Source organism: Pseudomonas sp. FA-1 (genome assembly GCF_056856075.1).
Map to the genome: position 1 here is coordinate 47,445 of NZ_JBWXTH010000004.1, position 26,585 is coordinate 74,029.

25 protein-coding genes and 1 pseudogene are annotated in these 26,585 nt (G+C 61.9%); 20 read left to right on the top strand and 6 right to left on the bottom strand.

Annotated features, from left to right (window positions below; genetic code table 11):
• Window positions 1-15: 15 nt before the first annotated feature.
• The 7 genes and pseudogenes from AC1MHZ_RS08980 to AC1MHZ_RS09010 all read left to right on the top strand — a co-directional run bounded on the left by AC1MHZ_RS08980 (window position 16) and on the right by AC1MHZ_RS09010 (window position 4,398).
• Window positions 16-558, top strand: coding sequence for an Rnf-Nqr domain containing protein (locus tag AC1MHZ_RS08980; RefSeq protein ID WP_465001784.1), 543 nt, complete (start codon window positions 16-18; stop codon window positions 556-558).
• Window positions 555-1,397 (top strand): annotated as a pseudogene (locus tag AC1MHZ_RS08985) (RnfABCDGE type electron transport complex subunit B); the annotation flags it as partial. The gene AC1MHZ_RS08980 and the pseudogene AC1MHZ_RS08985, both read left to right, overlap by 4 nt.
• A complete protein-coding gene (locus AC1MHZ_RS08990; protein WP_482966278.1) occupies window positions 1,387-2,358 on the top strand; it encodes an RnfABCDGE type electron transport complex subunit D in 972 nt (323 codons plus the stop codon). The pseudogene AC1MHZ_RS08985 and the gene AC1MHZ_RS08990, both read left to right, overlap by 11 nt.
• The gene (locus AC1MHZ_RS08995; RefSeq protein ID WP_084856039.1) at window positions 2,355-2,957 is read left to right on the top strand and encodes an RnfABCDGE type electron transport complex subunit G; all 603 of its coding nucleotides are present in this window, start codon (window positions 2,355-2,357) and stop codon (window positions 2,955-2,957) included. Before AC1MHZ_RS08990 ends, AC1MHZ_RS08995 begins: the two co-directional genes overlap by 4 nt.
• The gene (locus AC1MHZ_RS09000; RefSeq protein ID WP_084856038.1) at window positions 2,950-3,474 is read left to right on the top strand and encodes an Rnf-Nqr domain containing protein; all 525 of its coding nucleotides are present in this window, start codon (window positions 2,950-2,952) and stop codon (window positions 3,472-3,474) included. The genes AC1MHZ_RS08995 and AC1MHZ_RS09000 overlap by 8 nt, the downstream gene beginning before the upstream one ends.
• 4 nt (window positions 3,475-3,478) lie before the next feature.
• Window positions 3,479-4,117 (top strand): endonuclease III, encoded by a 639-nt coding sequence (nth, locus tag AC1MHZ_RS09005; RefSeq protein ID WP_324813242.1) that lies wholly within the window; start codon window positions 3,479-3,481, stop codon window positions 4,115-4,117.
• A gap of 104 nt (window positions 4,118-4,221) precedes the next feature.
• On the top strand, window positions 4,222-4,398 hold the full coding sequence (locus AC1MHZ_RS09010) for a PA3496 family putative envelope integrity protein (RefSeq protein WP_172402996.1): 177 nt from the start codon (window positions 4,222-4,224) through the stop codon (window positions 4,396-4,398).
• 45 nt (window positions 4,399-4,443) lie between these two features.
• On the opposite strand, the gene AC1MHZ_RS09015 is transcribed toward AC1MHZ_RS09010, so the two are convergent.
• A complete protein-coding gene (locus AC1MHZ_RS09015; RefSeq protein ID WP_084856033.1) occupies window positions 4,444-5,076 on the bottom strand; it encodes a response regulator transcription factor in 633 nt (210 codons plus the stop codon).
• 370 nt (window positions 5,077-5,446) lie between these two features.
• On the opposite strand from AC1MHZ_RS09015, the gene AC1MHZ_RS09020 reads away from it, so the two are divergent.
• Window positions 5,447-5,908, top strand: coding sequence for a hypothetical protein (locus AC1MHZ_RS09020; protein ID WP_084856032.1), 462 nt, complete (start codon window positions 5,447-5,449; stop codon window positions 5,906-5,908).
• A 57-nt stretch (window positions 5,909-5,965) separates the two neighbouring features.
• Here the strand turns inward: AC1MHZ_RS09020 and AC1MHZ_RS09025 are convergent, their stop codons facing one another.
• On the bottom strand, window positions 5,966-7,183 hold the full coding sequence (locus AC1MHZ_RS09025) for an argininosuccinate synthase (RefSeq protein WP_013973956.1): 1,218 nt from the start codon (window positions 7,181-7,183) through the stop codon (window positions 5,966-5,968).
• Between the two features lie 127 nt (window positions 7,184-7,310).
• Window positions 7,311-8,276 carry a flagellar protein MotY gene (locus AC1MHZ_RS09030; protein WP_084856030.1) on the bottom strand — a complete coding sequence of 322 codons (966 nt, stop codon included), beginning with the start codon at window positions 8,274-8,276 and terminating at the stop codon, window positions 7,311-7,313.
• A gap of 130 nt (window positions 8,277-8,406) precedes the next feature.
• On the opposite strand from AC1MHZ_RS09030, the gene pyrC reads away from it, so the two are divergent.
• Both pyrC and rnt read left to right on the top strand, forming a co-directional pair.
• Window positions 8,407-9,453 carry a dihydroorotase gene (gene pyrC / locus AC1MHZ_RS09035; RefSeq protein ID WP_084856029.1) on the top strand — a complete coding sequence of 349 codons (1,047 nt, stop codon included), beginning with the start codon at window positions 8,407-8,409 and terminating at the stop codon, window positions 9,451-9,453.
• Between the two features lie 56 nt (window positions 9,454-9,509).
• Window positions 9,510-10,121 carry a ribonuclease T gene (gene rnt, locus AC1MHZ_RS09040; protein WP_230381177.1) on the top strand — a complete coding sequence of 204 codons (612 nt, stop codon included), beginning with the start codon at window positions 9,510-9,512 and terminating at the stop codon, window positions 10,119-10,121.
• 184 nt (window positions 10,122-10,305) lie between these two features.
• Here the strand turns inward: rnt and AC1MHZ_RS09045 are convergent, their stop codons facing one another.
• On the bottom strand, window positions 10,306-10,908 hold the full coding sequence (locus AC1MHZ_RS09045) for a peroxiredoxin (RefSeq protein ID WP_084856025.1): 603 nt from the start codon (window positions 10,906-10,908) through the stop codon (window positions 10,306-10,308).
• A 215-nt stretch (window positions 10,909-11,123) separates the two neighbouring features.
• On the opposite strand from AC1MHZ_RS09045, the gene AC1MHZ_RS09050 reads away from it, so the two are divergent.
• The gene (locus AC1MHZ_RS09050; protein ID WP_084856023.1) at window positions 11,124-11,345 is read left to right on the top strand and encodes a bacterioferritin-associated ferredoxin; all 222 of its coding nucleotides are present in this window, start codon (window positions 11,124-11,126) and stop codon (window positions 11,343-11,345) included.
• A gap of 199 nt (window positions 11,346-11,544) precedes the next feature.
• Window positions 11,545-12,018 (top strand): bacterioferritin, encoded by a 474-nt coding sequence (gene bfr, locus AC1MHZ_RS09055; protein ID WP_084856022.1) that lies wholly within the window; start codon window positions 11,545-11,547, stop codon window positions 12,016-12,018.
• An 86-nt stretch (window positions 12,019-12,104) separates the two neighbouring features.
• Here the strand turns inward: bfr and grxD are convergent, their stop codons facing one another.
• Window positions 12,105-12,440 (bottom strand): Grx4 family monothiol glutaredoxin, encoded by a 336-nt coding sequence (gene grxD, locus AC1MHZ_RS09060; protein WP_043206518.1) that lies wholly within the window; start codon window positions 12,438-12,440, stop codon window positions 12,105-12,107.
• A 439-nt stretch (window positions 12,441-12,879) separates the two neighbouring features.
• Here grxD and argF point away from each other — a divergent pair, with 439 nt between their 5' ends.
• A complete protein-coding gene (gene argF, locus AC1MHZ_RS09065) occupies window positions 12,880-13,800 on the top strand; it encodes an ornithine carbamoyltransferase (RefSeq protein WP_084856018.1) in 921 nt (306 codons plus the stop codon).
• The gene (locus AC1MHZ_RS09070; protein ID WP_084856016.1) at window positions 13,797-14,906 is read left to right on the top strand and encodes an ABC transporter ATP-binding protein; all 1,110 of its coding nucleotides are present in this window, start codon (window positions 13,797-13,799) and stop codon (window positions 14,904-14,906) included. Before argF ends, AC1MHZ_RS09070 begins: the two co-directional genes overlap by 4 nt.
• Before the next feature lie 179 nt (window positions 14,907-15,085).
• Here AC1MHZ_RS09070 and ybaK read toward each other — a convergent pair whose 3' ends face one another.
• A complete protein-coding gene (gene ybaK, locus AC1MHZ_RS09075) occupies window positions 15,086-15,556 on the bottom strand; it encodes a Cys-tRNA(Pro) deacylase (RefSeq protein ID WP_084856014.1) in 471 nt (156 codons plus the stop codon).
• Window positions 15,557-15,858: 302 nt separating this feature from the next.
• On the opposite strand from ybaK, the gene AC1MHZ_RS09080 reads away from it, so the two are divergent.
• From AC1MHZ_RS09080 to AC1MHZ_RS09105, 6 genes are all read left to right on the top strand, one after another.
• Complete coding sequence (locus tag AC1MHZ_RS09080) at window positions 15,859-16,710, top strand: MIP/aquaporin family protein (protein WP_084856012.1); 852 nt, start codon at window positions 15,859-15,861, stop codon at window positions 16,708-16,710.
• A gap of 67 nt (window positions 16,711-16,777) precedes the next feature.
• Window positions 16,778-18,277 (top strand): glycerol kinase GlpK, encoded by a 1,500-nt coding sequence (gene glpK, locus AC1MHZ_RS09085; RefSeq protein WP_084856010.1) that lies wholly within the window; start codon window positions 16,778-16,780, stop codon window positions 18,275-18,277.
• A gap of 218 nt (window positions 18,278-18,495) precedes the next feature.
• A complete protein-coding gene (gene glpR, locus AC1MHZ_RS09090; protein WP_084856008.1) occupies window positions 18,496-19,251 on the top strand; it encodes a DNA-binding transcriptional repressor GlpR in 756 nt (251 codons plus the stop codon).
• Between the two features lie 159 nt (window positions 19,252-19,410).
• On the top strand, window positions 19,411-20,985 hold the full coding sequence (gene glpD, locus AC1MHZ_RS09095; RefSeq protein ID WP_253249324.1) for a glycerol-3-phosphate dehydrogenase: 1,575 nt from the start codon (window positions 19,411-19,413) through the stop codon (window positions 20,983-20,985).
• 131 nt (window positions 20,986-21,116) lie between these two features.
• Window positions 21,117-25,256 carry an NEL-type E3 ubiquitin ligase domain-containing protein gene (locus AC1MHZ_RS09100; RefSeq protein WP_482966279.1) on the top strand — a complete coding sequence of 1,380 codons (4,140 nt, stop codon included), beginning with the start codon at window positions 21,117-21,119 and terminating at the stop codon, window positions 25,254-25,256.
• A 304-nt stretch (window positions 25,257-25,560) separates the two neighbouring features.
• Entirely contained in the window at window positions 25,561-26,481 is a 921-nt protein-coding gene (locus AC1MHZ_RS09105; RefSeq protein WP_084856003.1) for a glutamate/aspartate ABC transporter substrate-binding protein, read from the top strand.
• Window positions 26,482-26,585: the final 104 nt, after the last annotated feature.

Consider the following 26,585-nt stretch of genomic DNA (forward strand, 5'->3'; position numbering starts at 1 on the left):
GCCATCGGCCTTCCCATGAGCGACTACGTCCTGGTACTGGTCAGCGCTGCGCTGGTCAACCACCTGATCCTGCAGCGGTCGCCGCTTTCCCGCCCGCAGCTTCACGTAGTGGGTGCCTGCAGCGCCCTGGCGGTGATGCTGGGCCTGATCGTTGGGCAACTGCTGCAAGACCTGATATTTATCCTGCAATGGCAGGACCTGCAGTTGTTCCTGTTGTTGCCCTTGCTGGCATTGCAAGCCTTAGGCCTGCCCAAACTGTTCGGGCAGTTGCGGCCCGCTTGGCGGGTGGACAACCTGCCGTCCCTGCTGCTGGGCAACACCCTGGTGCTAGGCTTGCTATTGCAACTGGGCACGCTTGGCCAATGGCTCCCGTCACTCGGCTGGGGCCTGGCCGGGGGGCTGGGGTTCTGGCTTGCCCTGGCCCTGTTCGATGACCTGCGCCAACGCACGGATAACGACGACATGCCCATTGCCCTGCGCGGCCTGCCCATCGAACTGATCGGCGCAGGCGTGATGGTCATGGCGTTCTCCGGCTTCAACGGATTATTCACACAATGAGTCTGATTCAACGCATCGACGCCCTGCTTCCACAAACCCAGTGCGGCAAATGCGGCCACGCCGGTTGCCGGCCCTATGCCGAAGGACTGGCCGCTGGCGAAGCGATCAACAAATGCCCACCGGGCGGCGCAGAAACCATTGCCGCCCTGGCTCACCTGCTCGATACCCCGGTCATCGACCTAGACCCGGGGCGAGGCAGCGCACCGCCCCAGGTGGCCTATATCCGCGAGGCCGAATGCATCGGCTGCACCAAGTGCATCCAGGCCTGCCCAGTGGACGCCATCGTCGGTGCCGCGAAGCTGATGCATACGGTCATCGCCAACGAATGCACAGGCTGCGACCTGTGCCTGGCGCCCTGCCCGGTCGACTGCATCGACCTGCTGCCTCTGCCGGACAACATCATCCCGATCGTTGGCGGGCTGGCCCAGACGCCACACCAGCAGGCTGCGCGCACCCAGCGCCGCGACCACGCGCGACGGCGTCATGAACAACGCAACGCCCGGCTGCAACGCGATGAAGCACGTCGCCAGGCCGAGCGATTGGCGCGCAACCCACGGCCGGCCGCCCCTACGGTAGGTGATGGCGACGCCGCGCCGGATCCGATCAAAGCTGCCATCGAACGGGTCAAGGCGCAAAAAGCCGCCAGCAGTGACGCCGCCTTGAAGCAGGCGAAGATCGCCGCCGCCATGAGCCGCGCCCAGCTGAGCAAGGCCCGCAGTGCGTTCGGCAGCTCACCGAGCGAAGCCCAGCTCGACCAGTTGCGCACCCTGGAGAAGGCGGCCGAGCAGGCTCAACGACACCTCGACGCCCTGCAGGCCGGGCCGGGCCATGCCAGCGCCTGACCCGCGGCTGCGCAGGGCCATGGGCCTGGTGCTGCTGGCCTGTGCGCCCGGCTTGCTGGCCCTGTTCTGGCTGCACGGCTGGGGCGTGTTGTTCAACCTGCTGCTCTGTGCCGGCACCGCCTTGGGCTGCGAAGCCTTGCTGCTGGCCCTGCGCGGTCAAGCGCCGCTGCCTGCGTTGGCAGATGGCAGCGCGCTGGTCAGCGCCGTGCTGTTGGCCGCAGCCCTGCCCAGCCTGGCACCGTGGTGGTTGCCGGTCATCGCCACGAGCGTGGCGATCGGTATTGGCAAGCAAGCCTTCGGCGGTGTCGGGCGCAACCTGTTCAACCCGGCGATGGTCGGCTATGCCTTCGTCCTGCTGAGTTTCCCCCTGCAGATGAACCAATGGCCAGGCCAGCCGGCAGATTTTATGGAGGCGGTGCAGCATCTGTTCGGCGCGCCGGTGCACGTCGATGCCTGGGCCACTCCGACGGCGCTGGACGGGCTACGCCACAATCGCAGCCTCACCCTTGAGGAACTGTTCGCCCAACACCCAGGCTTTGGCACGATCGGCGGGCGCGGCAGCGAGTCGGTGAACCTCGCATTCCTGGTCGGCGGGCTGTTCCTCTGGCAACGCAAGGTCATCGCCTGGCATGCCCCTGCAGGCCTGCTGGCCGGTATATTCCTGTTCAGCCTGCTGTGCTGGAACGGCTCGGGCTCCGATTCCAATGGCTCGCCGCTACTGCATCTATTCTCCGGCTCGACCATGCTGGCGGCGTTCTTCATCGCCACCGAACCGGTATCCGGGCCCCGCAGCGCCTTGGCGCGCCTGGTGTTCGGCTTCGGCGCGGGGCTGCTGATCTATCTGATCCGCACCTGGGGCAGCTATCCCGACGGCACGGCGTTCGCCATCCTCCTGATGAACCTCGCCGTACCGGCCCTGGAACGCCAGGCCGCACGCCATTCACAGGCCAGCCCATGAACCCTTCGGCGCGCAGTGCCGTACTGCTGGTGCTGATTGGCATCTTTTCGCTGGGCAGTACCCTGGCCTGGCGACATTGGACAGCGCCAAGCCGCCTGGAGGCCGAGCGACAGTTGCATAACCTGCGCTGGTTGCAGGCACTGCCTGCGGGTAGCTTCGACAACCAACCCCTGCAAGCTCCCGTGGCCTTGGGCGACACACACCTGCCCCACAGCCGCTTGCTGGCTGGCTACAGGGCGACCCTGGACGGCAAGCCGAGCGCTGTGCTGCTGCACAGCCAGACACAGGGGTATGCGGGGCCGATCACCTTGGCGATCGCCATAGACCCAGCCGGACGCCTGGTCGGCACTCACGTCCTTGAACAACAGGAAAGCCCAGGCCTCGGGGACCAGTTGGTCGATCCACGCATCCATTGGTTGGACCAGTTCACAGGCCGCACCCAGGAAGGCGCCTGGGCCATCAAGCGCGACAATGGCGACTATGACCAACTAGCCGGTGCCACGGTCACCTCCCGCGCGGTGATCGACGCCCTGCAGGATGCCCTGCGCTATTTCGATGCTCACCGCGCCACCCTACTGGAGGCACATACCGATGAATAGATTCTGGCTACCCGGCATCAGCGTACTTGCCTTGGCTGGTGCGACGTCGACCTTGGCACAGGCCACTACCATCGGGTTGTGTAGCGTGCTGCTCCTGAGCCTGCACCAGGCGTTGCTGATACCACTGCGCCGCTGGCTCGCTGGGCCCTGGCGTTTGCTGGCCAGCCTGTTGCTGCTCGCAGCGCTTGCCAGCAGTCTGCAACTGGGCCTGCAGACCTGGGCCCTGCCGCTGGCCCATTCACTTGGCCACTATCCAGCCCTGCTCTGCATACAATGCCTGATGGCGGACCAGTTGTGGCCGGACGGGCTCGGCTGGCGGCGCCTGGGCCTTTTGCTGAGCAGCCTGCTGATGCTGTGCATACTGCTCGGTGCCTGCCGTCAATGGTTGGCGACCGGGGTCGGCGTGCATTTGGCAAGCCTGGCACCGGGTGGATTGATGCTGCTCGGCGGCTTGCTGGCCCTGTACAATCGCTTGCGTCCGGGGCCAGCCCCCTCACGTCGTCAAGGAAGCCTTTGAGCCCATGAATGCCGCCAAACGCCTGGAGATCTTTCGCAGGCTGCACGAAGACAACCCCGACCCAAAGACCGAACTGGCCTACACCACCCCTTTCGAATTGCTCATCGCCGTCATCCTGTCCGCCCAGGCGACGGATGTCGGGGTGAACAAAGCCACCGCACGGCTGTACCCCGTGGCCAACACACCGCAGGCCATCCATGCCTTGGGCGTCGAAGGGCTGAGCGAATACATCAGGACCATCGGCCTCTACAACAGCAAGGCCAAGAATGTCATCGAGACCTGCCGCCTGCTGATCGAACGCCACGGCGGTGAAGTGCCGCAAACCCGCGAAGCCCTCGAGGCGCTGCCAGGGGTTGGCCGCAAGACCGCGAACGTCGTGCTCAACACCGCCTTTCGCCAGCCGGCCATGGCGGTCGATACGCATATCTTCCGGGTCAGCAACCGGACGGGTATCGCGCCCGGCAAGACGGTACTGGAGGTGGAAAAGAAATTGCTCAAGTTCGTACCCAAGGACTACCTGCTCGACGCCCACCATTGGCTGATCCTGCACGGCCGCTATGTATGCCAGGCGCGCAAGCCCCGTTGTGGCGCCTGCCGTATCGAGGACCTGTGCGAGTATAAACAGAAGACTTCTGACGATTGAGACAATAGAAGGAAATGGTTGTATACGATTGAAAAAATCTTTTTTACCGGAATCGGGTTTCTCGCTATAAGGACGGCCAATGGCCCCTTGGCTTGGAGTAACTCATGAGCACCGATAAAGACGAACTGTCGATCGACGATGAATTTCCTACCTCGGAAGACGATATCGAGCCCCAGGTGGAAACGGCGAAAACCAACCTGAGCAAACGCCGTACCATCGACAACCTCCTCGAGGAGCGGCGTCTGCAGAAACAACTCGCCGACTTCGACTACGACCTGTAGCCCGCCGGGCATCTTGAAAGCCTCCCTTGCGGAGGCTTTCCTGTTTCAGGGCCGCGACAGGCCGTGGCGCTGGGCAAGTTCGATGAGGTCGACCAGGGAACGGGCATTGAGCTTGAGCAACAGGCGTGTCTTGTAGGTACTGACCGTCTTGTTGCTGAGGAACATGCTGTTGGCGATCTCCTTGTTGCTCTTGCCGCTGGCCAGCTCCTTCAACACCATGACCTCTCTGCCGGAAAGACGCTGGACCATTTCCTCCTCGGTGCCGCCCTTGGCACACCCACGCGTCTTGTGCAGGGCCTGGTTGGGGAAATAGCTGTACCCGGACAGTACGGCCTTGATCGCGCTGAGCAGTTCGGTCAGGTCCTGCTGCTTGCACACATAGCCCGCCGCGCCCGCCTGCATGCAACGCATGGAGAAATGCCCCGCGGCCTGAGACGTCAGAACCAGCACCTTGCTGGCTGGGCTGATGCTCGACAGCCGACCAATGACCTCCAGCCCATCGAGTTTCGGAATACCGATATCCAACACTACGATGTCGGGTTGGTATTCCCGGATCAACTGCAAGGCATCCACACCGTTATCGGTTTCCGCCACGACGTCATACCCATGCCGTTCCATCAACATGCGTACGGCCAGACGAATAACCGGATGATCATCCACGATAAGCACTTTATTCATGCGATATCCATTGATTCATTATTCTTGCTCCGAGCTAACACGATAACCGAGCACGCCACGCCATGGCGCGGCGGATTGCGGCATATGACCAAGCAGAGACGAGACCTACATCAATTGCGGAAATTTCCTACAATCGAACACTTTATAAGTTGTCGAGTTATGTAGGTGTGAGACCAAAAGTTAACAACGATAAATAAACATTTCCTAGTCGCAAGCCGGCGAGACGCACGAACGACTAATCTATGTTTCAGGGTAACTAGACGCAGCGGCAAAGGTGATTTTGGCGTTATGGCTTCCAGGGAAATATCTCTATCTTCAGCCGACCGCGAAAACAGGCGAGAGATAAGCAAATATTTGCGGGCCAAGCACCATGCAACAGACAGACTCCATCAGTCCCTTGGCGATCATCGCCATATTCGCAGGCATCATCGAAGCCTCCGCCCTTGCGTCCCTGCCCTTTCTCAGCGAGAACAGCCAGAAGACCTATACATGGTTTCTGGTGGGCTTTCCGTTCTTCCTGACCATGCTGTTTTTCCTGACCTTGAACTTCAACTATCACTCCCTGTACCAGCCCAACAGAACCGCTCGCCGAAGCAAGCCCCACGCACAAGTGCCCAGTACGCCGCCTGCGGAAAAGGCGAGCACATCGACGATGACCATCACGCTCTCAGGGCCCGACACGCGCAAGATGATCGAGCAGCATATATTGCGTACCCTCACCCGCCGCCATCCCCATGCTCGCCGTTGGGTGCTCTACAACCTCGACACCCGGACCCGTATCCAGCTGTCGGTCAAGGCGCTGGGCGAGCCCGACGAGGCGATCGACCGCTGATAAATAAAAAACCCGGCGCCAAGGCCGGGTTTTCAGGTAACGCTCGCCAGGATGAGATCAGAGCAGCGAGCGGCCCTTGTTGGCGGCGATGCGCATACGCAGGGCGTTGAGCTTGATGAAGCCCGCAGCATCGGCCTGGTTGTAGGCGCCGCCGTCTTCCTCGAAGGTCGCGATGTTGGCGTCGAACAGCGAATCGTCCGATTTGCGACCGACAACGGTGACGTTGCCCTTGTACAGCTTCAGGCGAACGACGCCGTTCACGTTGACCTGCGAGGCGTCGATCATCTGCTGCAGCATCAGACGCTCCGGGCTCCACCAGTAGCCGGTGTAGATCAAGCTGGCATACTTGGGCATCAGCTCATCCTTCAGGTGAGCGACTTCGCGGTCCAGGGTGATCGACTCAATGGCGCGGTGGGCCTTGAGCATGATGGTGCCGCCAGGGGTCTCGTAGCAGCCACGGGACTTCATGCCGACATAGCGGTTCTCGACGATGTCCAGGCGACCGATACCGTTGGCACCACCGATGCGGTTCAGGTCGGCCAGGACGGTAGCCGGGGTCTTCTCGACGCCGTCGATGGCGACGATGTCACCGTTGCGGTAGGTGAGCTCGATGTAGGTAGCCTGATCCGGGGCGTTCTCCGGGGACACGCTCCAGCGCCACATGTCTTCTTCGTGCTCGGTCCAGGTATCTTCCAGGACACCGCCTTCATAGGAAATGTGCAGCAGGTTGGCGTCCATCGAGTACGGCGACTTCTTCTTGCCGTGGCGCTCGATCGGAATGCCGTGCTTCTCGGCGTAGTCCATCAGCTTCTCGCGGGACAGCAGGTCCCACTCGCGCCATGGCGCGATGACCTTGACGCCCGGCTTGAGTGCATAGGCGCCCAGCTCGAAACGCACCTGGTCGTTGCCCTTGCCGGTAGCGCCATGGGAAATGGCGTCGGCACCGGTTTCGTTGGCGATCTCGATCAGGCGCTTGGCGATCAGCGGACGGGCAATGGAAGTACCCAGCAGGTACTCGCCTTCATAGACGGTGTTGGCGCGGAACATCGGGAACACGAAGTCTCGCACGAACTCTTCGCGCAGGTCATCGATGTAGATCTCTTTGACGCCCATTGCCTGTGCCTTGGCGCGGGCCGGCTCGACCTCCTCGCCCTGACCCAGGTCAGCGGTGAAGGTCACCACTTCGCAGTTGTAGGTATCCTGCAGCCACTTGAGAATCACCGAAGTATCAAGGCCGCCGGAATACGCCAGTACGACCTTTTTTACGTCCGCCATGCCATCACTCCACGGGGTTGTACGGAAAGCGGTTGATTCTACCGGCCCCATTGAAATATTTACAATGGGGCGACAGCTTGTGATGACAAAGCGACAGGAACAGTCAAGAGCGCGACCCTCGTCGCGATCAGGATTTTTTTTCTGCCGGTGCCTGCGCCGGCGCTGGGCCAGGCGTCGCTGGAGCTGCGGCAGCGGGCGCCGGGGTGGGCTCTGCCGAGGACTTTTCCACCGGCTTCTCTACCGGGGCGACACGCTCCAGCTGGATGTTCACCCGGCGGTTGCGCGCCCGGTTGGCGGCACTGTTGTTCCGGGCCAAGGGGTAACGTTCGCCGTGGAAGCGCACGGTGATCTGCTCATCCGGCACACCATGGGCCTTGAGGTAGTCGGCGACCGCCAGGGCGCGGCGGCGTGAGGTGTCGCGGTTGGTCAGGCGGCTGCCGCTGTTGTCGGCATGGCCATCGAGCTCGATGTGGTTCACCGACGGGTCGGCCTTGAGGTAATCGAGGATCACGTCCAGGCGTGCCCGCGCCGCGCTGTCCAGCTCGATACCGCGTGGGAACCCGACCTGGGTCTGGCGGATCTGGTCGAAGTTCATCGGCAGCAGCTTGGCGGCACATGCCTGGTAGTCGCCGTAGGCCTTGGCGAAGCTGACCGGCAATACATGCACCTCCATGGGTCTGCCGCCCTCGCCGGCATGGTTGCGCACCACCGTGCTGCGCCCGTCGAGCAGGCCGTTGATCAGCCGGCTGGCCTGCCCCTGGGACGATGTGAACAACACCCCGCTGCGCCCCATGCGCACGCCCCCGAGATTGATGTCGCCCCGGCCAGGTTGCCAAGGTGCTGCCGCCGCCAGCAAGGTCGCATTGCCCGCCCCCAGCGCATTGCTGTCCGATCGCAACTGGAAGACCGCCTGTTCGCCGGCACGGCGGACGAACTCACCGCTGCCGAAACCGTCGATCGGCTGGGACAGCCGACATTCGAACTGGTCCCCCTCGACGTTCCAGGCGACGTTCTCCACGCGCGTCTGGAAGGTCAATGCCCCGGCCGGCAGGCTGGCAAACAGGGAAAGAAGGGCTAGGTAACGCTGGCGCACAGGTGGCTCCACAGATTCTGACGGCTTACCTGCAGGCTATCGGACGCCACCGGGAAAACTTGATAGCCGTGCTCCTACCGGGGTTTTCCGGTAGCATTGGCCCTTGAGTTCGACCCGCCTGGAATCTCCAATGTCCGATCGCCTGACCCTCCTGCGTCCCGACGACTGGCACATCCATCTGCGCGATGGTGCCGTCCTGCCCCATACCGTTGGCGACGTGGCGCGTACCTTCGCCCGCGCCATCATCATGCCCAACCTGGTCCCGCCGGTACGCAACGCCGTCGAGGCAGGTGCCTATCGCGAGCGCATCCTCGCCGCGCGCCCGGCGGGCAGCCGCTTCGAGCCGCTGATGGTGCTGTACCTCACCGACCGCACCAGCGCCGAGGATATCCGCGCGGCCAAGGCCAGCGGTTTCGTGTACGCCGCCAAGATGTATCCGGCCGGCGCCACCACCAACTCTGACTCGGGCGTGACCAGCATCGACAACATCACGCCGGCGCTCGAGGCCCTGGCCGAAACCGGCATGCCACTGCTGGTGCACGGCGAAGTGACCCGTGCCGAGGTCGATGTGTTCGACCGCGAGAAGCGCTTCATCGACGAGCACCTGGCCCGCGTGGTCGAGCGCTTCCCCACGCTGAAAGTGGTGTTCGAGCACATCACCACCGCCGATGCCGCGCAGTTCGTCCTGCAGGCCCCGGCCAACGTCGGCGCGACCATCACCGCGCAGCACCTCTTGTACAACCGCAACCACATGCTGGTCGGCGGTATTCGCCCGCACTTCTATTGCCTGCCGATCCTCAAGCGCAACACCCATCAGGTGGCGCTGCTGGACGCAGCCACCAGCGGCAACTGCAAGTTCTTCCTCGGCACCGATTCGGCGCCCCATGCCCGCCACGCCAAGGAAGCCGCCTGCGGCTGCGCCGGCTGCTATACGGCCTACGCTGCCATCGAGCTGTATGCCGAGGCCTTCGAACAGCGCAATGCGCTGGACAAGCTCGAAGGTTTCGCCAGCCTGCACGGCCCGGCGTTCTATGGCCTGCCGGCGAACACCGACACCATCACCCTGGTTCGCGACGAGTGGACCGCTCCCGACAGCCTGCCATTTGGTGACAACACCGTGGTTCCGCTGCGCGCCGGTGAAAAACTGCGCTGGCGTCTGCTGGAGGAGAAGGCGTGAGCGAAGCGTTCTACGAAGACGACCAGGAAGGTCAAGGCAGCAGCGTTCGCCACCCGATGGCCGAGCGCTTCCGCGGTTACCTGCCCGTGGTGGTGGATGTGGAAACCGGCGGTTTCAACAGCGCCACAGACGCGCTGCTCGAAATCGCTGCCGTCACCATTGGCATGGACGAGAAAGGCTTCCTGTTCCCGGAGCACACCTACTTCTACCGGGTCGAGCCCTTCGAAGGGGCCAACATCGAGCCGGCGGCCCTGGAGTTCACCGGTATCAAGCTGGACCACCCACTGCGCATGGCGGTTAGCGAAGAAACCGCGCTTACCGACATTTTCCGTGGGGTGCGCAAGGCATTGAAGGCCAATGGTTGCAAACGGGCCATCCTGGTCGGCCACAACAGCAGCTTCGACCTGGGCTTCCTCAATGCCGCTGTGGCGCGCAACGACCTCAAGCGCAATCCCTTCCATCCTTTCTCCAGCTTCGACACGGCCACCCTGGCTGGCCTGGCCTATGGCCAGACTGTCCTGGCCCGGGCCTGCCAGAGTGCCGACATCGATTTCGATGGGCGTGAAGCCCACTCGGCACGCTACGACACCGAGAAAACCGCCGAGCTGTTCTGCGGCATCGTCAACCGCTGGAAGGAAATGGGCGGCTGGCGCGACTTCAACGACTGACCAGCCTGAGCCCCTGGGGCTGCTTTGCGGCGCTATCGCTGGCAAGCCAGCTCCCACAGGGGGTTCGCAAGTCTTGAGAGCGGCGCAGGACAGGTGGGGGCTTGCTGGCACCAGGCTGCCCAGAGCACCGCTACAGGCATAAAAAAACCGGCCATGATGGCCGGTTTTTTTATTCGCGTAGCAATTACAGCTTGCCAGCGTTCTCGCTCAGGTAGGCAGCAACGCCTTCCGGCGAAGCGGTCATGCCCTTGTCGCCTTTCTTCCAGTTGGCAGGGCAGACTTCGCCGTGCTCTTCGTGGAATTGCAGGGCGTCGACCAGGCGCAGCAGTTCTTCCATGTTGCGGCCCAGCGGCAGGTCGTTGACGATCTGCGAACGGACAACGCCGTTCTTGTCGATCAGGAAGGCGCCACGGAAGGCTACGCCGCCTTCGGACTCAACGTCGTAGGCCTTGCAGATGTCGTGGGAGATGTCTGCAGCCAGGGTGTACTTGACCGGGCCGATGCCGCCGTTGTTGACGGGGGTGTTACGCCAGGCGTTGTGGGTGAAGTGCGAGTCGATCGACACGCCGATCACTTCCACGCCGCGCGCCTGGAAGTCAGGGATGCGATGGTCCAGGGCGATCAGCTCGGATGGGCAGACGAAGGTGAAGTCCAGTGGGTAGAAGAACACCAGGCCGTATTTGCCCTTGATGGCCGAAGCCAGGTTGAAGCTGTCGACGATCTCGCCGTTGGCCAGTACGGCCGGAACGGTGAAGTCGGGGGCTTGTTTACCAACGAGTACGCTCATTCGTTATCTCCTTGATGGTGGTGAAATCAGATACCCGGGAGGGTCGACCTGCCCCGGCATCCAGCAAAGGTTGCCCATCATACACGGCTTCTGGTGACAGGCCGAATCCAACCGCCGGTCGCACCGACACAAGGCTGGAGGAAAGTTCTTTGACACGCATTCTCATTACCATTAAGCTCCACCCCATCGAGCCTCTACCCTGATGGTCTGATCTTATGTATGTGTGTCTTTGTGTCGGCGTCACCGACGGACAGATTCGCGATGCGATCTATGAAGGATGCTGCAGCTACAAGGAAGTCCGGGCCGCCACCAATGTTGGCAGCCAATGTGGCAAATGTGCATGCCTGGCCAAGCAGGTGGTCCGCGAGACCCTGACCGAACTTCAGGTCAGCCAGCAGGCCGCCCTGCCCTACCCCGTTGAATTCAACGTGGCGTAAATCACCGAATTCGAAGAGCCGGACCCAGTGTCCGGTTTTTTTATGCCTTCAATTCAATAAGTTAGCGTTCTAACGCGGTTCACAAACATTCTTATTCCTATTAATTTTCACTTACTATTCAATAACTTAGGTTTGACAGAGGCCCAGGTCGGGCTCAGACTTCCTGTATTGGCATACTTCAACAGGGCAGGAACCCGACATGAAAGGCGACGTAAGCGTCATCCAGCATCTCAACAAGATCCTCGGAAACGAGCTGGTCGCGATCAACCAGTACTTCCTCCACGCGCGGATGTACGAGGACTGGGGCCTGAACAAACTCGGCAAGCACGAGTACAAGGAATCCATCGACGAGATGAAGCACGCTGACAAATTGATCAAGCGTATTCTTTTCCTCGAAGGCATCCCCAACGTGCAGGACCTGGGCAAGTTGCTGATCGGCGAACACACCAAGGAAATGCTCGAGTGCGACCTGAAGATCGAACAGAAAGGCCTGGTCGACCTCAAGGCGGCCATCGCCCATTGCGAAACCGCCGGTGACTTCGGCTCCCGCGAACTGCTCGAAGACATCCTGGAGTCCGAGGAAGAGCACATCGACTGGCTGGAGACCCAACTGGGCCTGATCGACAAGGTGGGTATCGAGAACTACCTGCAATCGCAGATGGGTGAGGAATAAACCTAGGCGGGCAGGCGACGCGTTTCCTGCTCCATGAAAAAGCCCCGCCTAGGCGGGGCTTTTTCATGCCTGCGACAAAAACCGGATCAGGCTTCGGAGGCCTTGGCCTTGGCGGCGGCTTCCTTGATCAGGGTCTGCAGCTCACCCTTTTCGAACATTTCCAGCATGATGTCGCTGCCGCCGACCAGCTCGCCACCGACCCACAGTTGCGGGAAGGTCGGCCAGTTGGCGTACTTGGGCAGGTTGGCGCGGATTTCCGGGTTCTGCAGGATGTCGACGTAGGCGAACTTCTCGCCACAACCCATAACGGCCTGCGCAGCACGCGCCGAGAAGCCGCACTGTGGGGCATTCGGCGAGCCTTTCATGTAAAGCAGAATGGTGTTGTTGGCGATCTGCTCTTTGATTGTTTCGATGATATCCATGAAGCACCTCGGCTGAACTTTCCGACGCGATCGTCGGCACGGTGACGCATTGTAACGGAAAGCCGAGCTGCATGCTCGGCCTTGCCAGTCCCGTTGCGGCCTGCGCATGCACAGGGGCGTCGCAAGGGATTTGTCGAGGCTGGACGCTTCGGACTTCACGACACCGGCGGCATGATTCGCGACGCAGGGTTTGCCAAAGGGCGGACAAGCCGTGTACAACCCACCTGTGGAAAATAAAAAACAGTACGCTCACAAGGGCTTACGACATTCCTTGCAACAGAGCTGCTGTGCCCCCTCTTGGTTTCAGGCGACATTTAATTATAGTATTGCGCCTTCCCCCTATTCCGTCCGCCCCGTGCGGCTTACGCCGCAGGTCGTTCCCGTTGTCAACAAAACCATACGGTCGACCTGCAAACCGTTGCAGATAAGGTAGTCAATCATGAGCGCTAGGCACTTTCTCTCCCTGATGGATTTCACCGCTGACGAACTGCTCGGCGTGATCCGTCGAGGCATCGAGCTGAAGGACCTGCGCAAGCGAGGCGTGCTGTTCGAGCCACTGAAGAACCGCGTGCTGGGAATGATCTTCGAGAAGTCCTCCACCCGTACCCGGGTGTCGTTCGAGGCCGGCATGATCCAGCTCGGCGGCCAGGCCATCTTCCTCTCGCCCCGCGATACCCAATTGGGCCGTGGCGAGCCGATCGCCGACAGCGCCATCGTCCTGTCGAGCATGCTCGATGCGGTGATGATCCGCACCCATGCCCACAGCACCCTCACCGAATTCGCCGCCAACTCCCGCATCCCGGTGATCAACGGCCTGTCCGACGAATCGCACCCCTGCCAACTGCTGGCCGACATGCAGACCTTCCTCGAGCACCGCGGCTCGATCCAGGGCAAGACCGTGGCCTGGATCGGCGATGGCTTCAATATGTGCAATTCCTACATCGAGGCGGCCCTGCAGTTCGATTTCCAGCTGCGCATCGCCTGCCCGGAAGGCTACGAGCCCGATCCACGCTTCCTCGCCCTGGGCGGTGATCGCGTGCAGGTCATTCGTGACCCCAAGCAAGCCGTGCAAGGTGCCCATCTGGTGACCACGGATGTCTGGACTTCCATGGGCCAGGAGGAGGAAACTGCACGGCGCCTGGCGCATTTCGCGCCTTACCAGGTCACCCGCGAACTGCTCGACCTGGCGGCACCCGACGCCCTGTTCATGCACTGCCTGCCCGCCCATCGTGGCGAGGAAATCAGCCAGGACCTGCTCGACGACCCTCGCTCGGTCGCCTGGGACCAGGCTGAAAACCGCCTGCATGCACAGAAGGCCCTCCTGGAATTCCTTGTAGAACCGGCTTACCACCACGCATGAGTCAACCGCTATTGCTCAACCTGCGCGACCTGGCCTGTGGCTATGGCGACCAGCGCATCGTCCAGAACCTCAATCTGCACCTGAACGCAGGCGACATCGGTTGCCTGCTGGGCTCCTCAGGTTGCGGCAAGACCACCACCCTGCGCGCGATCGCAGGCTTCGAGCCAGTGCACGAAGGCGAGATCCAGCTGGCCGGCGAAGTCATCTCCCGCGCAGGGTTCACCCTGGCACCGGAGAAGCGCCGGATCGGCATGGTGTTCCAGGACTACGCCTTGTTCCCCCACCTGACCGTGGCGCAAAACATCGCCTTTGGCCTTGGCAAGCATCCACGCCCGAACGAGGTGGTCGAGGAAATGCTCGAGCTGGTGAAGCTCGGCGGCCTGGGCGGGCGCTACCCCCACGAGCTTTCCGGCGGCCAGCAGCAACGGGTGGCCCTGGCCCGGGCCCTGGCACCGGAGCCGCAGTTGCTGTTGCTCGACGAGCCCTTCTCCAACCTGGACGTGGAGCTGCGTCGGCGCTTGAGCCATGAAGTGCGCGACATCCTCAAGAGTCGAGGCACCAGCGCCATCCTGGTCACCCATGACCAGGAAGAAGCCTTTGCCGTCAGCGACCAGGTCGGGGTATTCAGGGAAGGCCGCCTGGAACAGTGGGACACGCCCTACAACCTCTACCATGAGCCGCAGACCCCCTTCGTCGCCAGCTTCATCGGCCAGGGCTACTTCATCCGTGGCCAGATGAGCAGCCACGAGGCGGTCAAGACCGAGGTGGGCGAACTGCGCGGCAACCGTGCCTACACCATGGCGCCGGGTAGTTCGGTGGACGTGCTGCTGCGCCCGGACGATATCATCCACGCGCCGGACAGCGACCTGCGGGCGAATATCGTCGGCAAGAGCTTCCTCGGTGCCTCGACCCTGTACCGACTGCAGCTGCCCACCGGCAGCCAGTTGGAAGCGATCTTCCCGAGCCACGTCGACCATCAGGTCGGTCAGGAAATCGGCATCAATGTGGCCGCCGACCACCTGGTGCTGTTCCCGGTACCAGGCAGTGTAGCGGCGCAACTGCCGCGGCAGGAAAACGGGGTTCGCCGCTACAGCTCGGCGACCTGATCGCCGTTTCGGTTGCTGCGCGGTCTTGTGGGCTTGTCCCGCTGATCGGGCGCGCAGCGGCCGTCAATCAGCCAACTCATTCTACTTGATGAATTGCAGTTGCTGGTTTTACGGCCGCTGCGCGCCCGATCGCGGGACAAGCCCGCTCCTACAGAGGTTGAGCGCTGTGGCTGAAGCCTTCAGCCCCGGCCGATCTCGGCGAACGTCCCTTGGGTATGCTCGGCCAGCACCGTTGCGGCCAGTTCTACCTCCAGCCCACGCCGCCCGGCGCTCACATGGATGCTGTCAAATTGCTGTGCCGATGCATCGATGAACGTGCGCAGGCGCTTCTTCTGCCCCAGCGGGCTGATCCCGCCCACCAGGTAGCCGGTTGAACGCTGTGCTACCGCCGGGTCCGCCATTTCGCACTTCTTGACTCTCGCTGCCTGCGCCAGCGCCTTGAGGTCGAGCGTGCCGCCTACCGGTACCACCGCCACCAGCAATTCCCCCTTCTCACTGCTGGCCAACAGGGTCTTGAACACACGCTGCGGATCAAGCCCCAGTTTTTCCGCCGCCTCAAGGCCATAGGACGCAGATTTCGGATCATGTTCATAGCTGTGCACGCGATGTTCGGCACGCGCCTTCTTCAAAAGGTCGAGGGCGGGGGTCATGTACGGCTCCAATCGGTGGCAAGTCGGCGGCTACTTTAGGCCAATTCCTACAGCCCGACCAGCGTAGCGCCAACGCGTCAGTCTGGCCCGGGAGTTACGACCGAGCTATGCATCCAGAATGTGACCAAGCGTTCACTTTCGACCTTTGACATCAGCGTTTCTTGTCTATATTTTTTCGTTTCTGAATAAATGACACTTTTTTAAAGGTGCATTCCTACACTTGTCCGGCGTCAACGGGGATAGACACCGGACCTTGCTGTCGAGCGCCCAGTGCCTCACAACAACAAGAAACGAGGTCATACATGACGACTGCTCTACGACAACCGACCCTGTCCGGCCAATGCATGGCCGAATTTCTCGGCACCGCACTGCTCATCTTCTTCGGCACCGGCTGTGTTGCAGCGCTCAAGGTCGCCGGCGCCAGCTTCGGGCTCTGGGAAATCAGCATCATCTGGGGGGTCGGTGTCAGCATGGCGATCTACCTCACCGCCGGCATTTCCGGCGCGCACCTGAACCCGGCCGTGAGCATTGCCCTGTGCCTGTTCGCCGGCTTCGACAAGCGCAAACTGCCGTTCTACATCCTCGCCCAGGTCTGCGGCGCCTTCTGCGCCGCCGCGCTGGTCTATGGGTTGTACAGCAACCTGTTCTTCGATTTCGAACAGGCCCATGCCATGGTCCGCGGCAGCGAAGCCAGCCTGGAACTGGCGTCGGTGTTTTCCACCTACCCACACCCGGCCCTGTCCATCGCCCAGGCGTTCCTCGTCGAAGTGGTGATCACCGCCATCCTCATGGCAGTGATCATGGCCCTGACCGACGACAACAACGGCCTGCCCCGAGGCGCCATGGCGCCGCTTTTGATCGGCCTGCTGATCGCGGTGATCGGCAGCGCCATGGGCCCTCTGACCGGCTTTGCGATGAACCCGGCACGCGATTTCGGGCCTAAACTGATGACATTCCTGGCCGGCTGGGGCGAGATAGCCTTTACCGGCGGGCGCTCCATTCCCTATTTCCTGGTTCCGGTGTTCGCACCGATCCTCGGCGCATGCATGGGGGCAGCCCTGTACCGAGGCCTGATCGCCCGCAACCTGCCGATGGCGCAAACCGCGAACCCGCAAACAGACGACAACCCACAGGGCGATACCCAGGCTTCCTGAGGCCAGCGCGCCGGCAAGACACCCGGCCACCCCCTGACCACTCCCTATTTTGTGCAAGGCCACCGACATGACAGATTCCCAGGACAAGAACTACATCATCGCCCTGGACCAGGGCACCACCAGTTCGCGGGCCATCATTTTCGACCGGGACGCCAACGTGGTCGGCACCTCCCAGCGCGAGTTCGTGCAGCATTACCCACAAGCCGGCTGGGTCGAGCACGACCCGATGGAGATCTTCGCGACCCAGAGCGCGACCATGGTCGAGGCCCTGGCCCAGGCCGGCATCAGCCATGCCCAGGTCGCCGCCCTGGGTATCACCAACCAGCGTGAAACCACGGTGGTCTGGGACAAGGAAACCGGGCGCCCGGTATACAACGCCATCGTCTGGCAATGCCGGCGCAGCACCGAGATCTGCGAGCAGCTCAAGCGCGACGGCCACGAAGCCTACATTCGCCAGGCCACCGGCCTGGTCACCGACCCCTACTTCTCCGGCACCAAGCTCAAGTGGATCCTCGACAACGTCGAAGGGGCCCGGGAACGTGCGGAGCGCGGCGAGCTGTTGTTCGGCACTGTCGATACCTGGCTGATCTGGAAGTTCTCCGGCGGCAAGGTACATGTCACCGACTACACCAATGCCTCGCGTACCCTGATGTTCAACATCCACACGCTGCAATGGGACGAGAAGCTCCTGCAGATCCTCGGCATCCCTCGCCAGATGCTGCCCCAGGTGCGTCCCTCCTCCGAAGTCTACGGCCATACCAAGAGCGGTATCGCCATCGCCGGCATCGCCGGTGACCAGCAGTCTGCCCTGTTCGGGCAGATGTGCGTGGAGCCCGGCCAGGCCAAGAACACCTACGGCACCGGTTGCTTCCTGCTGATGAATACCGGCGACAAGGCAGTGACCTCCTCCCACGGCCTGCTCACCACCATCGCCTGCGGCCCACGCGGCGAAGTGGCCTATGCGCTGGAGGGCGCGGTGTTCAATGGCGGCTCAACCGTGCAGTGGCTGCGCGACGAGCTGAAGATCGTCAATGACGCCTACGACACCGAGTATTTCGCCAGCAAGGTCAAGGACAGCAACGGCGTCTATTTGGTACCGGCCTTCACCGGCCTGGGCGCACCCTACTGGGACCCTTATGCCCGCGGTGCCCTGTTCGGCCTGACCCGGGGTGTCAAGGTCGACCACATCATCCGCGCCGCCCTGGAGTCGATCGCCTACCAGACCCGCGACGTGCTCGACGCCATGCAACAGGACTGCGGCCAGCGCCTGAGCGAACTGCGCGTGGACGGCGGTGCGGTGGCCAACAACTTCCTCATGCAGTTCCAGGCCGACATTCTCGGCACCTGCGTTGAGCGGCCGAAAATGCGCGAAACCACAGCCTTGGGCGCTGCCTACTTGGCGGGCCTGGCCTGTGGCTTCTGGAGCGGCCTGGACGAATTGCGAGACAAGGCGATCATCGAACGTGAGTTCAGCCCGCAATTGGACGAAGCGCAGAAGGAAAAGCTCTACAAAGGCTGGCGCAAGGCCGTGGACCGAACCCGCGATTGGGAAGATCACGAGGCCTGAGCCTGCAGATCTCGTCTGCCTGGCCCGACCGATCGCCGGCAAGCCGGCTCCCACTTGTATTGCGCTGCGGTTGTAGACACCGCCGAACCTGTGGGAGCCGGCTTACCGGCGCTAGGACCAAGGCAGGCAATACGCCGAACCTGAGGTAGCAGACTGGCCGTCATCCTCTTCCTACGGCATCATTGCAGAATTTGTCCGGCTGCCCCCAAGGACCGCCCATGAATCTGCCTCCCCGCCAACAACAAATCCTCGAACTGGTGCGCGAGCGTGGTTACGTCAGTATCGAAGAAATGGCGCAGCTGTTCGTCGTCACCCCCCAAACCATCCGCCGCGATATCAACCAGCTCGCCGAAGTGAACCTGCTGCGGCGTTACCACGGCGGCGCGGCATACGACTCGAGCATAGAGAACACCGCCTATGCCATGCGCGCCGACCAGATGCGCGACGAGAAGCAGCGCATCGCCGAAGCCGTGGCCCAGCAAATTCCTGACCATGCTTCATTGTTCATCAACATCGGCACCACCACCGAATCCATTGCCCGTGCACTGCTCAACCACAGCCACCTGAAGGTCATCACCAACAACCTGCACGTGGCCGCGATCCTGGGCGCCAAGGACGACTTCGAGGTGCTGGTGGCCGGCGGCACGGTACGGCGCGACGGCGGTGTGGTCGGCCAGGCCAGCGTCGACTTCATCAACCAGTTCAAGGTCGACTTCGCCGTGGTCGGCATCAGCGGCATCGACGAGGATGGCAGCCTGCTGGACTTCGACTACCAGGAAGTGCGGGTCTCCCAGGCGATCATCACCAACGCCCGCCAGGTGATCCTGGCCGCGGACTCGAGCAAATTCGGCCGTAACGCCATGGTTCGCCTGGGCTCGATCAGCCTGGTCGATTGCCTGGTGACGGACCAGCAGCCCACCCCTGCCCTGACCCAACTGTTGAACCAGCACAAGATTCGCCTCGAAGTGGTCTGAAAGTGCCAATCGCGGGCCTAGCCGGACCGCGATTGGCTTGTCAGGTCCGGCGCTGATGTTCGGTATTGTTCATTTCTTTGTCATCAGATCAGTTTTTTCTATAGAGACTGACTGGCGGACGCCTTTTCGTTGCGCTAGTATTTTCGAAAACGAACATCAATGTTCACTTTCGATGTGAACCGCGCCCAGGAGGCCCTTGCCGTGTCCCACTCCGCTCCGTCCCTGCCCCCGCTCGCCGATTGCTACGACCTCGCCGTGATCGGTGGCGGCATCAATGGCGTGGGCATTGCCGCCGACGCGGCCGGTCGCGGCCTGAAGGTATTTCTGTGCGAAAAGGACGACCTGGCAAGTCACACCTCCTCGGCCAGCAGCAAGTTGATCCACGGTGGCCTGCGCTACTTGGAACATTACGAGTTCCGCCTGGTTCGCGAGGCTCTGGCCGAGCGCGAAGTCTTGCTGGCCAAGGCACCGCACATCGTCAAGCCGATGCGCTTCGTCCTGCCCCATCGCCCACACCTGCGCCCGGCCTGGATGATCCGCACCGGCCTGTTCCTCTACGACCACCTGGGCAAACGCAAGCGACTGGGTGCTTCGCGCAGCCTGCGCTTCGGCCCTGGGAACCCGCTCAAGCCAGCCATCACCCGCGGCTTCGAATACGCAGACTGCGCAGTGGACGACGCCCGCCTGGTGGTGCTCAACGCCATGGCCGCCCGTGAGAAAGGCGCGCATATCCACACCCACACCCGCTGCCTGCGCGCCGAGCGCGTCGGCGGCGTGTGGGAAGTCGAGCTGCTGCATGCCGATGGCCGTCAGCAGAGCATTCGTGCCCGTGCGCTCGTCAATGCCGCCGGGCCCTGGGTGGCCAGCTTCATCAAGGACGACCTCAAGCTGGAAGCGCCCTACGGCATCCGCCTGATCCAGGGCAGCCACATCATCGTCCCGCGCCTGTACGAGGGCGAACACGCCTACATCCTGCAGAACGAAGACCAGCGCATCGTGTTCGCCATTCCCTACCTGGAGCGCTTCACCCTGATCGGCACCACCGACCGCGAATACCGCGGCGACCCGGCCACGGTGGCGATCACTGACACCGAAACCGACTATTTGCTCAAGGTGGTCAACGAACACTTCAACCACCAGCTTGGCCGCACGGACATCCTGCACACCTATTCCGGCGTGCGTCCGCTGTGCAACGACGAATCGGACAATCCCTCCGCCGTGACCCGCGACTACACCCTGGCGCTGTCCGCCAGGGAAGGCCAGGCGCCGCTGCTGTCGGTCTTCGGCGGTAAGCTGACCACCTACCGCAAGCTGGCCGAGTCGGCGATGGTCGAACTCAAGCCATTCTTCACCCAGATGCGCGAAAGCTGGACCGCCACCGCGCCGCTGCCTGGCGGTGAAAACATGACCACCGTCCAGGCCCTGGTGGATGCCCTGCTGGCACGCCACGGCTGGCTGCCTATGGACATCGCCAAACGCTGGGCAGTGACCTACGGCAGCCGTGTATGGCAATTGCTCGAAGGCGTGCAAGGCCCTGAAGACCTGGGCCAGGCGATCGGCGGCGGGTTGTTCGCTCGGGAAGTCGACTACCTCTGCCGCTACGAATGGGCCTGCGATGCAGAAGATATCCTCTGGCGGCGTACCAAGCTGGGCTTGTTCACCAGCGCAAGTGAAAAGCAAGTGCTCGAGCAATACCTTCAACGCGAACGCCAGGCGCGCACCCAGGCAGCCTGACTGAAGGCGCGGGGAAGTGGCCCTCAATGACGGTACATGGCTGTAGGCGTGCATGAGCGCATTCACTATGTACCGCCAGGCCCCCTTTACGACTTGGTGTTCTAGGTCCTTTAGGACCTGGAGCCCATTGCATGACAAGCACCGAAACCTTCCCCAGCACCTCGGTCGACAATCTGATCGCCCAGCAGCTTCCCGCCTGGTTCATCAACGCCGAGCCCAAGCACCTGGATGCCTATCGACAGGCGCTGCAAGCGCAACAACACGTCACCGATAACCTGCAGCACCTGCTTGGCAGAATCCCGGCAATCGAAGACTTCGCCGCCTCCCACCTAGAAAAAGCGCTGCTCTTGGAGGGGCTCGGACACATCGACCCACGACGCGCCCATGTAGTGGTCAGAGAAACCTTTGAACTGGCCTCAGCTGCGGAGAAACTGCACAGACCGAGCGTCACCTACACCACACGGCAGAGCCTTGTTGCCGCCGCCTTGCATAATTACGAAGCACACGAAACCCAGCCATGGCTGCTGCGCAAGGCGCACCTGGTCGATGCGCAGGAACGCCAGCTGACCATGACCTTCGAGCGCTTTGCCACGCTGTGCCGCACCCTGGACATCGGCGGGAAGTACCAATCGCTTTTGAAAGGCATCCTCGAACCCAAGGCAGGCCGCGGGCAACCGACGAACCAGGCCCGCGCACACGTGGAGCAGATGTTTCAGGATGGCGTGCGTACGCGCATGCTGGCAGCACTATACGAAGGACGGTTCAAGGCGCAGCTGGATGAAAAAGACCTGCTGCGGTTGCTGCCGATGTTGCAGGCCCCCACGCAGCCCCACCCTGGAAAAGGCACGCTGACACCACGCCAGCTCTACCTATTGGGCACATGCATGGTAGGCATCGTCGCCTTCGAGTGGCGGCTGGCTCCGAACGCCGATATCGATGAAATCATTCTCTGGATTCCTGATGACCCTGAAAAGAGCGTGCGTCATTACGATTCGTGGAACCAGGTATACAACGATTTGGCCAATCGCCTGAAACACCGAGCCCTGCGTGAATTTTTCAAGCGCTTCATCAAGGCGCAGGACCGAAGCCGGTTCGACACGACGCTTTCACGTCTATTGGCGCAGACACCGAGTGACAAGCCCCTGGAACTGGACGGGCGCCACCTGGCTGTCGAGGGCAACGTATTCGTTCATGTACGCAGGTCGCTGATCGACAGGATCTATCAGGACGCGGCCTATATTGCCGTCCCCACCGACATCGAAGACCGCTTGAGCAGGCACAAGCGTCTGCAAGGCATGCTCGGCGCCGGCTTGGACCTCCTCGGGCTGGCTGCATTCGTTGTTCCCGTGGTGGGCCATATCCTGTTGATCGTCAGCGCCGCGCAGCTGCTCGATGAAGTGTATGAAGGCTATCAGGACTGGCGTGTGGGCGATCGCCAGGGAGCGCTGGATCATCTGTTCGTCGTCGCACAGGGGCTGGCACTCGCAGGGTTGACCGCAGGCGCGATACAGACGCTCAAGCGGGTGCCGCTTGTGGACAGTCTGGCGCCAAAACTGCTTCCCGAAGGTGGTATCCGGCTGGTTCGAGAGGCTCATTACCTCCCCCTCGAAGAGAGCGCGTCGGTGCTGCTGGAAGGGTTGCAAGGAAGGCATTTCGCCGGGCTCTTGTCGACCGATGCCCAGATCTTGCTCGACGCCACGGGCCTGTCCACCGACCAGTTGCGTCGCCTGTGCCTGGAGCAGGCCGCGCCGCCGGCACGGCTCCTCGATATCCATGAACGCATGAAACTGCATGCAGAAAATCCTGACCTACGCGGCACGGCGCTCGACGAACACCTGGCCACATTGCACCCGCCTGTTTCAGCAGAGCAGAAGGCGTTGACCACGGCGTTCGAACGCCTGTCACCGCGGGGAGCGCAGGAAGTCATCGAGCACAGCAGTTCGGCCCAGCTGGAACACTTGCGCACGTCTGGGCGTGTGCCACTGAGCATGGCCGAACGCGCACGCTGGTATGTACGTGACAGTCGTGTCGACCAGGCGTGCCTTGGCATTCGCCTGCAGGCGCTGGCCAACTCCGATAGCGAAAGGTTGGCCCTGGGGCTGATCGAACACATGGCGCCTTGGCCAGCATCGGTGCGCGTCGAACTACGGGCAGGCAACCCGGAAGGGGCCGTGCTGTATGCAAGCCAAGATGAGGAGGCGACCAAGGTCTTTACTATCGTCAAATCCGAGCACGGTTATGCGCTCGCAGGTGACCCGCACCCTGCCTCCAGGCCCAACGCGCCCTTTCTCGACACCCTGTTGCACTGCCTTGACGATCAACAGAAGGCCAAGCTGGGCAGCGCTCGGTTGCAGGTACGGCAATTACGTGGGGCGTTGGTCAAGGCAGCTGCCGAAGATCGCCGACGTGCGGCGAAACTGGTCGGCCTCGCACCGATCGGCGCCGACGTAAAGCCTCCCAGGCGTTTTGCCGATGGCAGGCTTGCCTATACGCTCAGCGGTGGCGGTGAAAGCAGTCGCCAAGCCATTCGGCGAGGCATCCATCAAATCTTTCCGACCCTCAGCGAACTGCAGCTCGACGCCTACCTGCAAGCCGTACGTCAGCGAGGCGAGAACCTGTGGACCCATTATCAGATGCTGCAGCGCCAGCTTACCGAGCTGCGCGAGGCCTTGCGGGCATGGCAGGCTGACTGGCAGACCCCGCTCCAAGCCATCCGCCGCCGCCGTATCGCCGACACCTTGCGCCGCAGTTGGCGGCGCAAGCTGGTCGATGCCAACAACGAGTATGAATTGACCATCGACGGCGAATACTCCAGCACATTACCGAACCTGCCCGAGGGTATCGACTATGTACATGTGCGCCACCTGGCATTGCGCAACATGAATCTGGAAACGATCGATGCGCAGTTCCTCACGCGCTTCCCCAACCTCATCGACCTGGACCTTAGTGGCAACCGGTTGACCCAAGTACCTATAGGCATCGAGAACCTCACCCAACTCAGGCGCGTGAACCTGGAAAACAACCAGATCGTACTCGACGCAGAAGCCAGCAGCCGCTTGGCTCAATTGCAGCACCTGAATACGCTGGCATTGAGCTACAACCCGCTCAACGGCATGCCGGACCTTTCCGGCTTGCCCCACATGCATGACCTGCGCCTGCGCGCCACCGGGCAGGCCGAGATCGGCCAGGTTCACCAGAACGCGGCGCTGCGCGCCCATGTCGACCTGCGCGACAACAGGATCAGCGAGCTGCAGCGAGAAATGCACGGGCTGAGCCTGCGCCTGCGGCGGCTGAATCTACATGACAACCCCCTGAACGAACGCAGTGCCCAGTACCTGGACGAAGCACGCGATATCGCCGAAGCGGGGGCGCGGGGCAGCGCCTACCATGCCCACGAGGTCGTCGATGCACATACTCGCTCGACCTGGGTCGCGTCCAGGAAGGCGCAGCTTCGTGCCCAACGCGAGGCCACCTGGGATCGCCTGATCGAAGAGCCCGGCTCGGGCGGGTTGTTCAGGTTTCTTGCCGACTTTGCCGAAAGCGAGGATTTCCAGACCTATCCACGTCATTACCGCCGGCGCGTATGGCACATCCTGGAAGCCTGCGAACACAACGAGGCGCTGCGCGAACAATTGTTCCGCGAGGCCGATGGGCCGCGCAGCTGCGACGACCGCCTGTTGCTGATGCTCAATCAGCTGGAAGTGGGTGTTCTGGCCTACCAGGGTCTGGAAGGGGTACCGGTCGCGAGGCGGGAAAGTCGCTTGCTGCACCTGGGGTGGCAACTGCATCGTCTGGACCTGCTCGATGACCTTGCCAACAATCACGTGCAGAGGTTGCGCAGTGCCGGGCGCGCCGTCGACGAAATCGAGGTGCGGCTATTCTACCGCTCGCGGCTTGCTGGGGCGCTCGACCTGCCTGCAGCGCCCGATGAGATGCATTTCGCGTCGTTCGCGGATGTATCAACAGCAGACCTGGGCCGAGCACAACTGGAAGTGCTGAGGGCCGATACAGCCGTGGCCATGCTGGACGCGCTCGCCAATCGGCCCTACTGGCAGAATTATCTGCGCGAACGCTTCCCGGAACGTTTCGAGGCGATAACCGCGCCGTATCATGCGCGACTGGAAGCACTCAGGGAGCATGCCATAACCGGGCAGGAACGCGGCTACGAAGATCGAGCAAGGGCGTTGATGCATGAACTTGCAGAAGAAGAATCGACCCTGATGCGCACCTTGACGACCGAAGCCTGGGCGCGTTCGAACGCATCGCACTAGCGGCTTTTGCCATTACGATCAGGCCGGCGGCATGCCGGCCCGCTCGGAGCATCGCAGGCATCCCGATGTTCGGGTTTCCGAACGAAACCATCGCACCCATTCGGAAATCCGTACGAGCCCTACCTCCTTCGATGCCTCAAAAAAGATTGATCCGCCGTATTTTCGGGACGTTATGATCAATGTCAGGGCTTGGCACGACTCATGCTCTACACTCATTAGCCGAATGCACCCGCTTCTTGCTGTATTCGTAGAACGAAGAGTCCGCCAACGGCTCCATAAAAAAAACAACGTCGAGGAAAATTTGATGCGTATCGTTCGTCAACTGTTGGGCGCCGCCATCGCGGCCGCGGTCATCGCTTCGCCGGCCATGGCTGAAGAGCTGACCGGCACCCTGAAGAAGATCAAGGATTCGGGCACCATCACCCTGGGCCACCGCGACTCCTCCATTCCGTTTTCCTACCTGGCAGGCAAGCCACAGCCCGTGGGCTACTCCCACGACATCCAGCTGGCCGTCGTCGAAGCGCTGAAGAAACAGCTCAACGTGCCTGACCTGAAGGTGCGCTACAACCTCGTCACCTCCCAGACCCGCATTCCGCTGGTGCAGAACGGCACCGTGGACCTGGAGTGCGGCTCCACCACCAACAACGTCGAGCGCCAGCAACAGGTCGGCTTCTCGGTGGGCATCTTCGAAGTCGGTACCCGCCTGCTGACCAAGGTCAAGGACGGTCAACCGGCCTACAAGGACTTCCCGGACCTGGCCGGCAAGAACGTAGTGACCACCGCCGGCACCACGTCCGAGCGCATCCTCAAGGCGATGAACGCCGACAAGCAGATGAAGATGAACGTGATCTCCGCAAAAGACCACGGTGAAGCCTTCAACATGCTCGAAAGCGGCCGCGCCGTGGCCTTCATGATGGACGACGCCCTGCTGGCCGGCGAAATGGCCAAGGCACGCAAGCCTGCCGACTGGGTCATCACCGGCACGCCGCAGTCCTACGAGATCTACGGCTGCATGGTGCGCAAGGGTGACGAGGCGTTCAAGAAAGCGGTCGACGACGCCATCATCGCCTACTTCAAGTCGGGCGAAGTCAACAAGAGCTACGAGAAGTGGTTCCAGCAGCCGATCCCGCCAAAAGGCCTGAACCTGAACTTCCCGATGAGCGAAGAGCTGAAAAAACTGATCGCCGAGCCGACCGACAAGGCAGCGGACGAGAAGAAGTCCTGAACCTCAGCCAGTGGCCGGGGGCTCGAGCCGAGCCGTAATCAACCCGACAGGCCACTCATTAGTGTCTAACCTTTCAACCGAGGGCGTTCGCCGCCCTCGGTTGC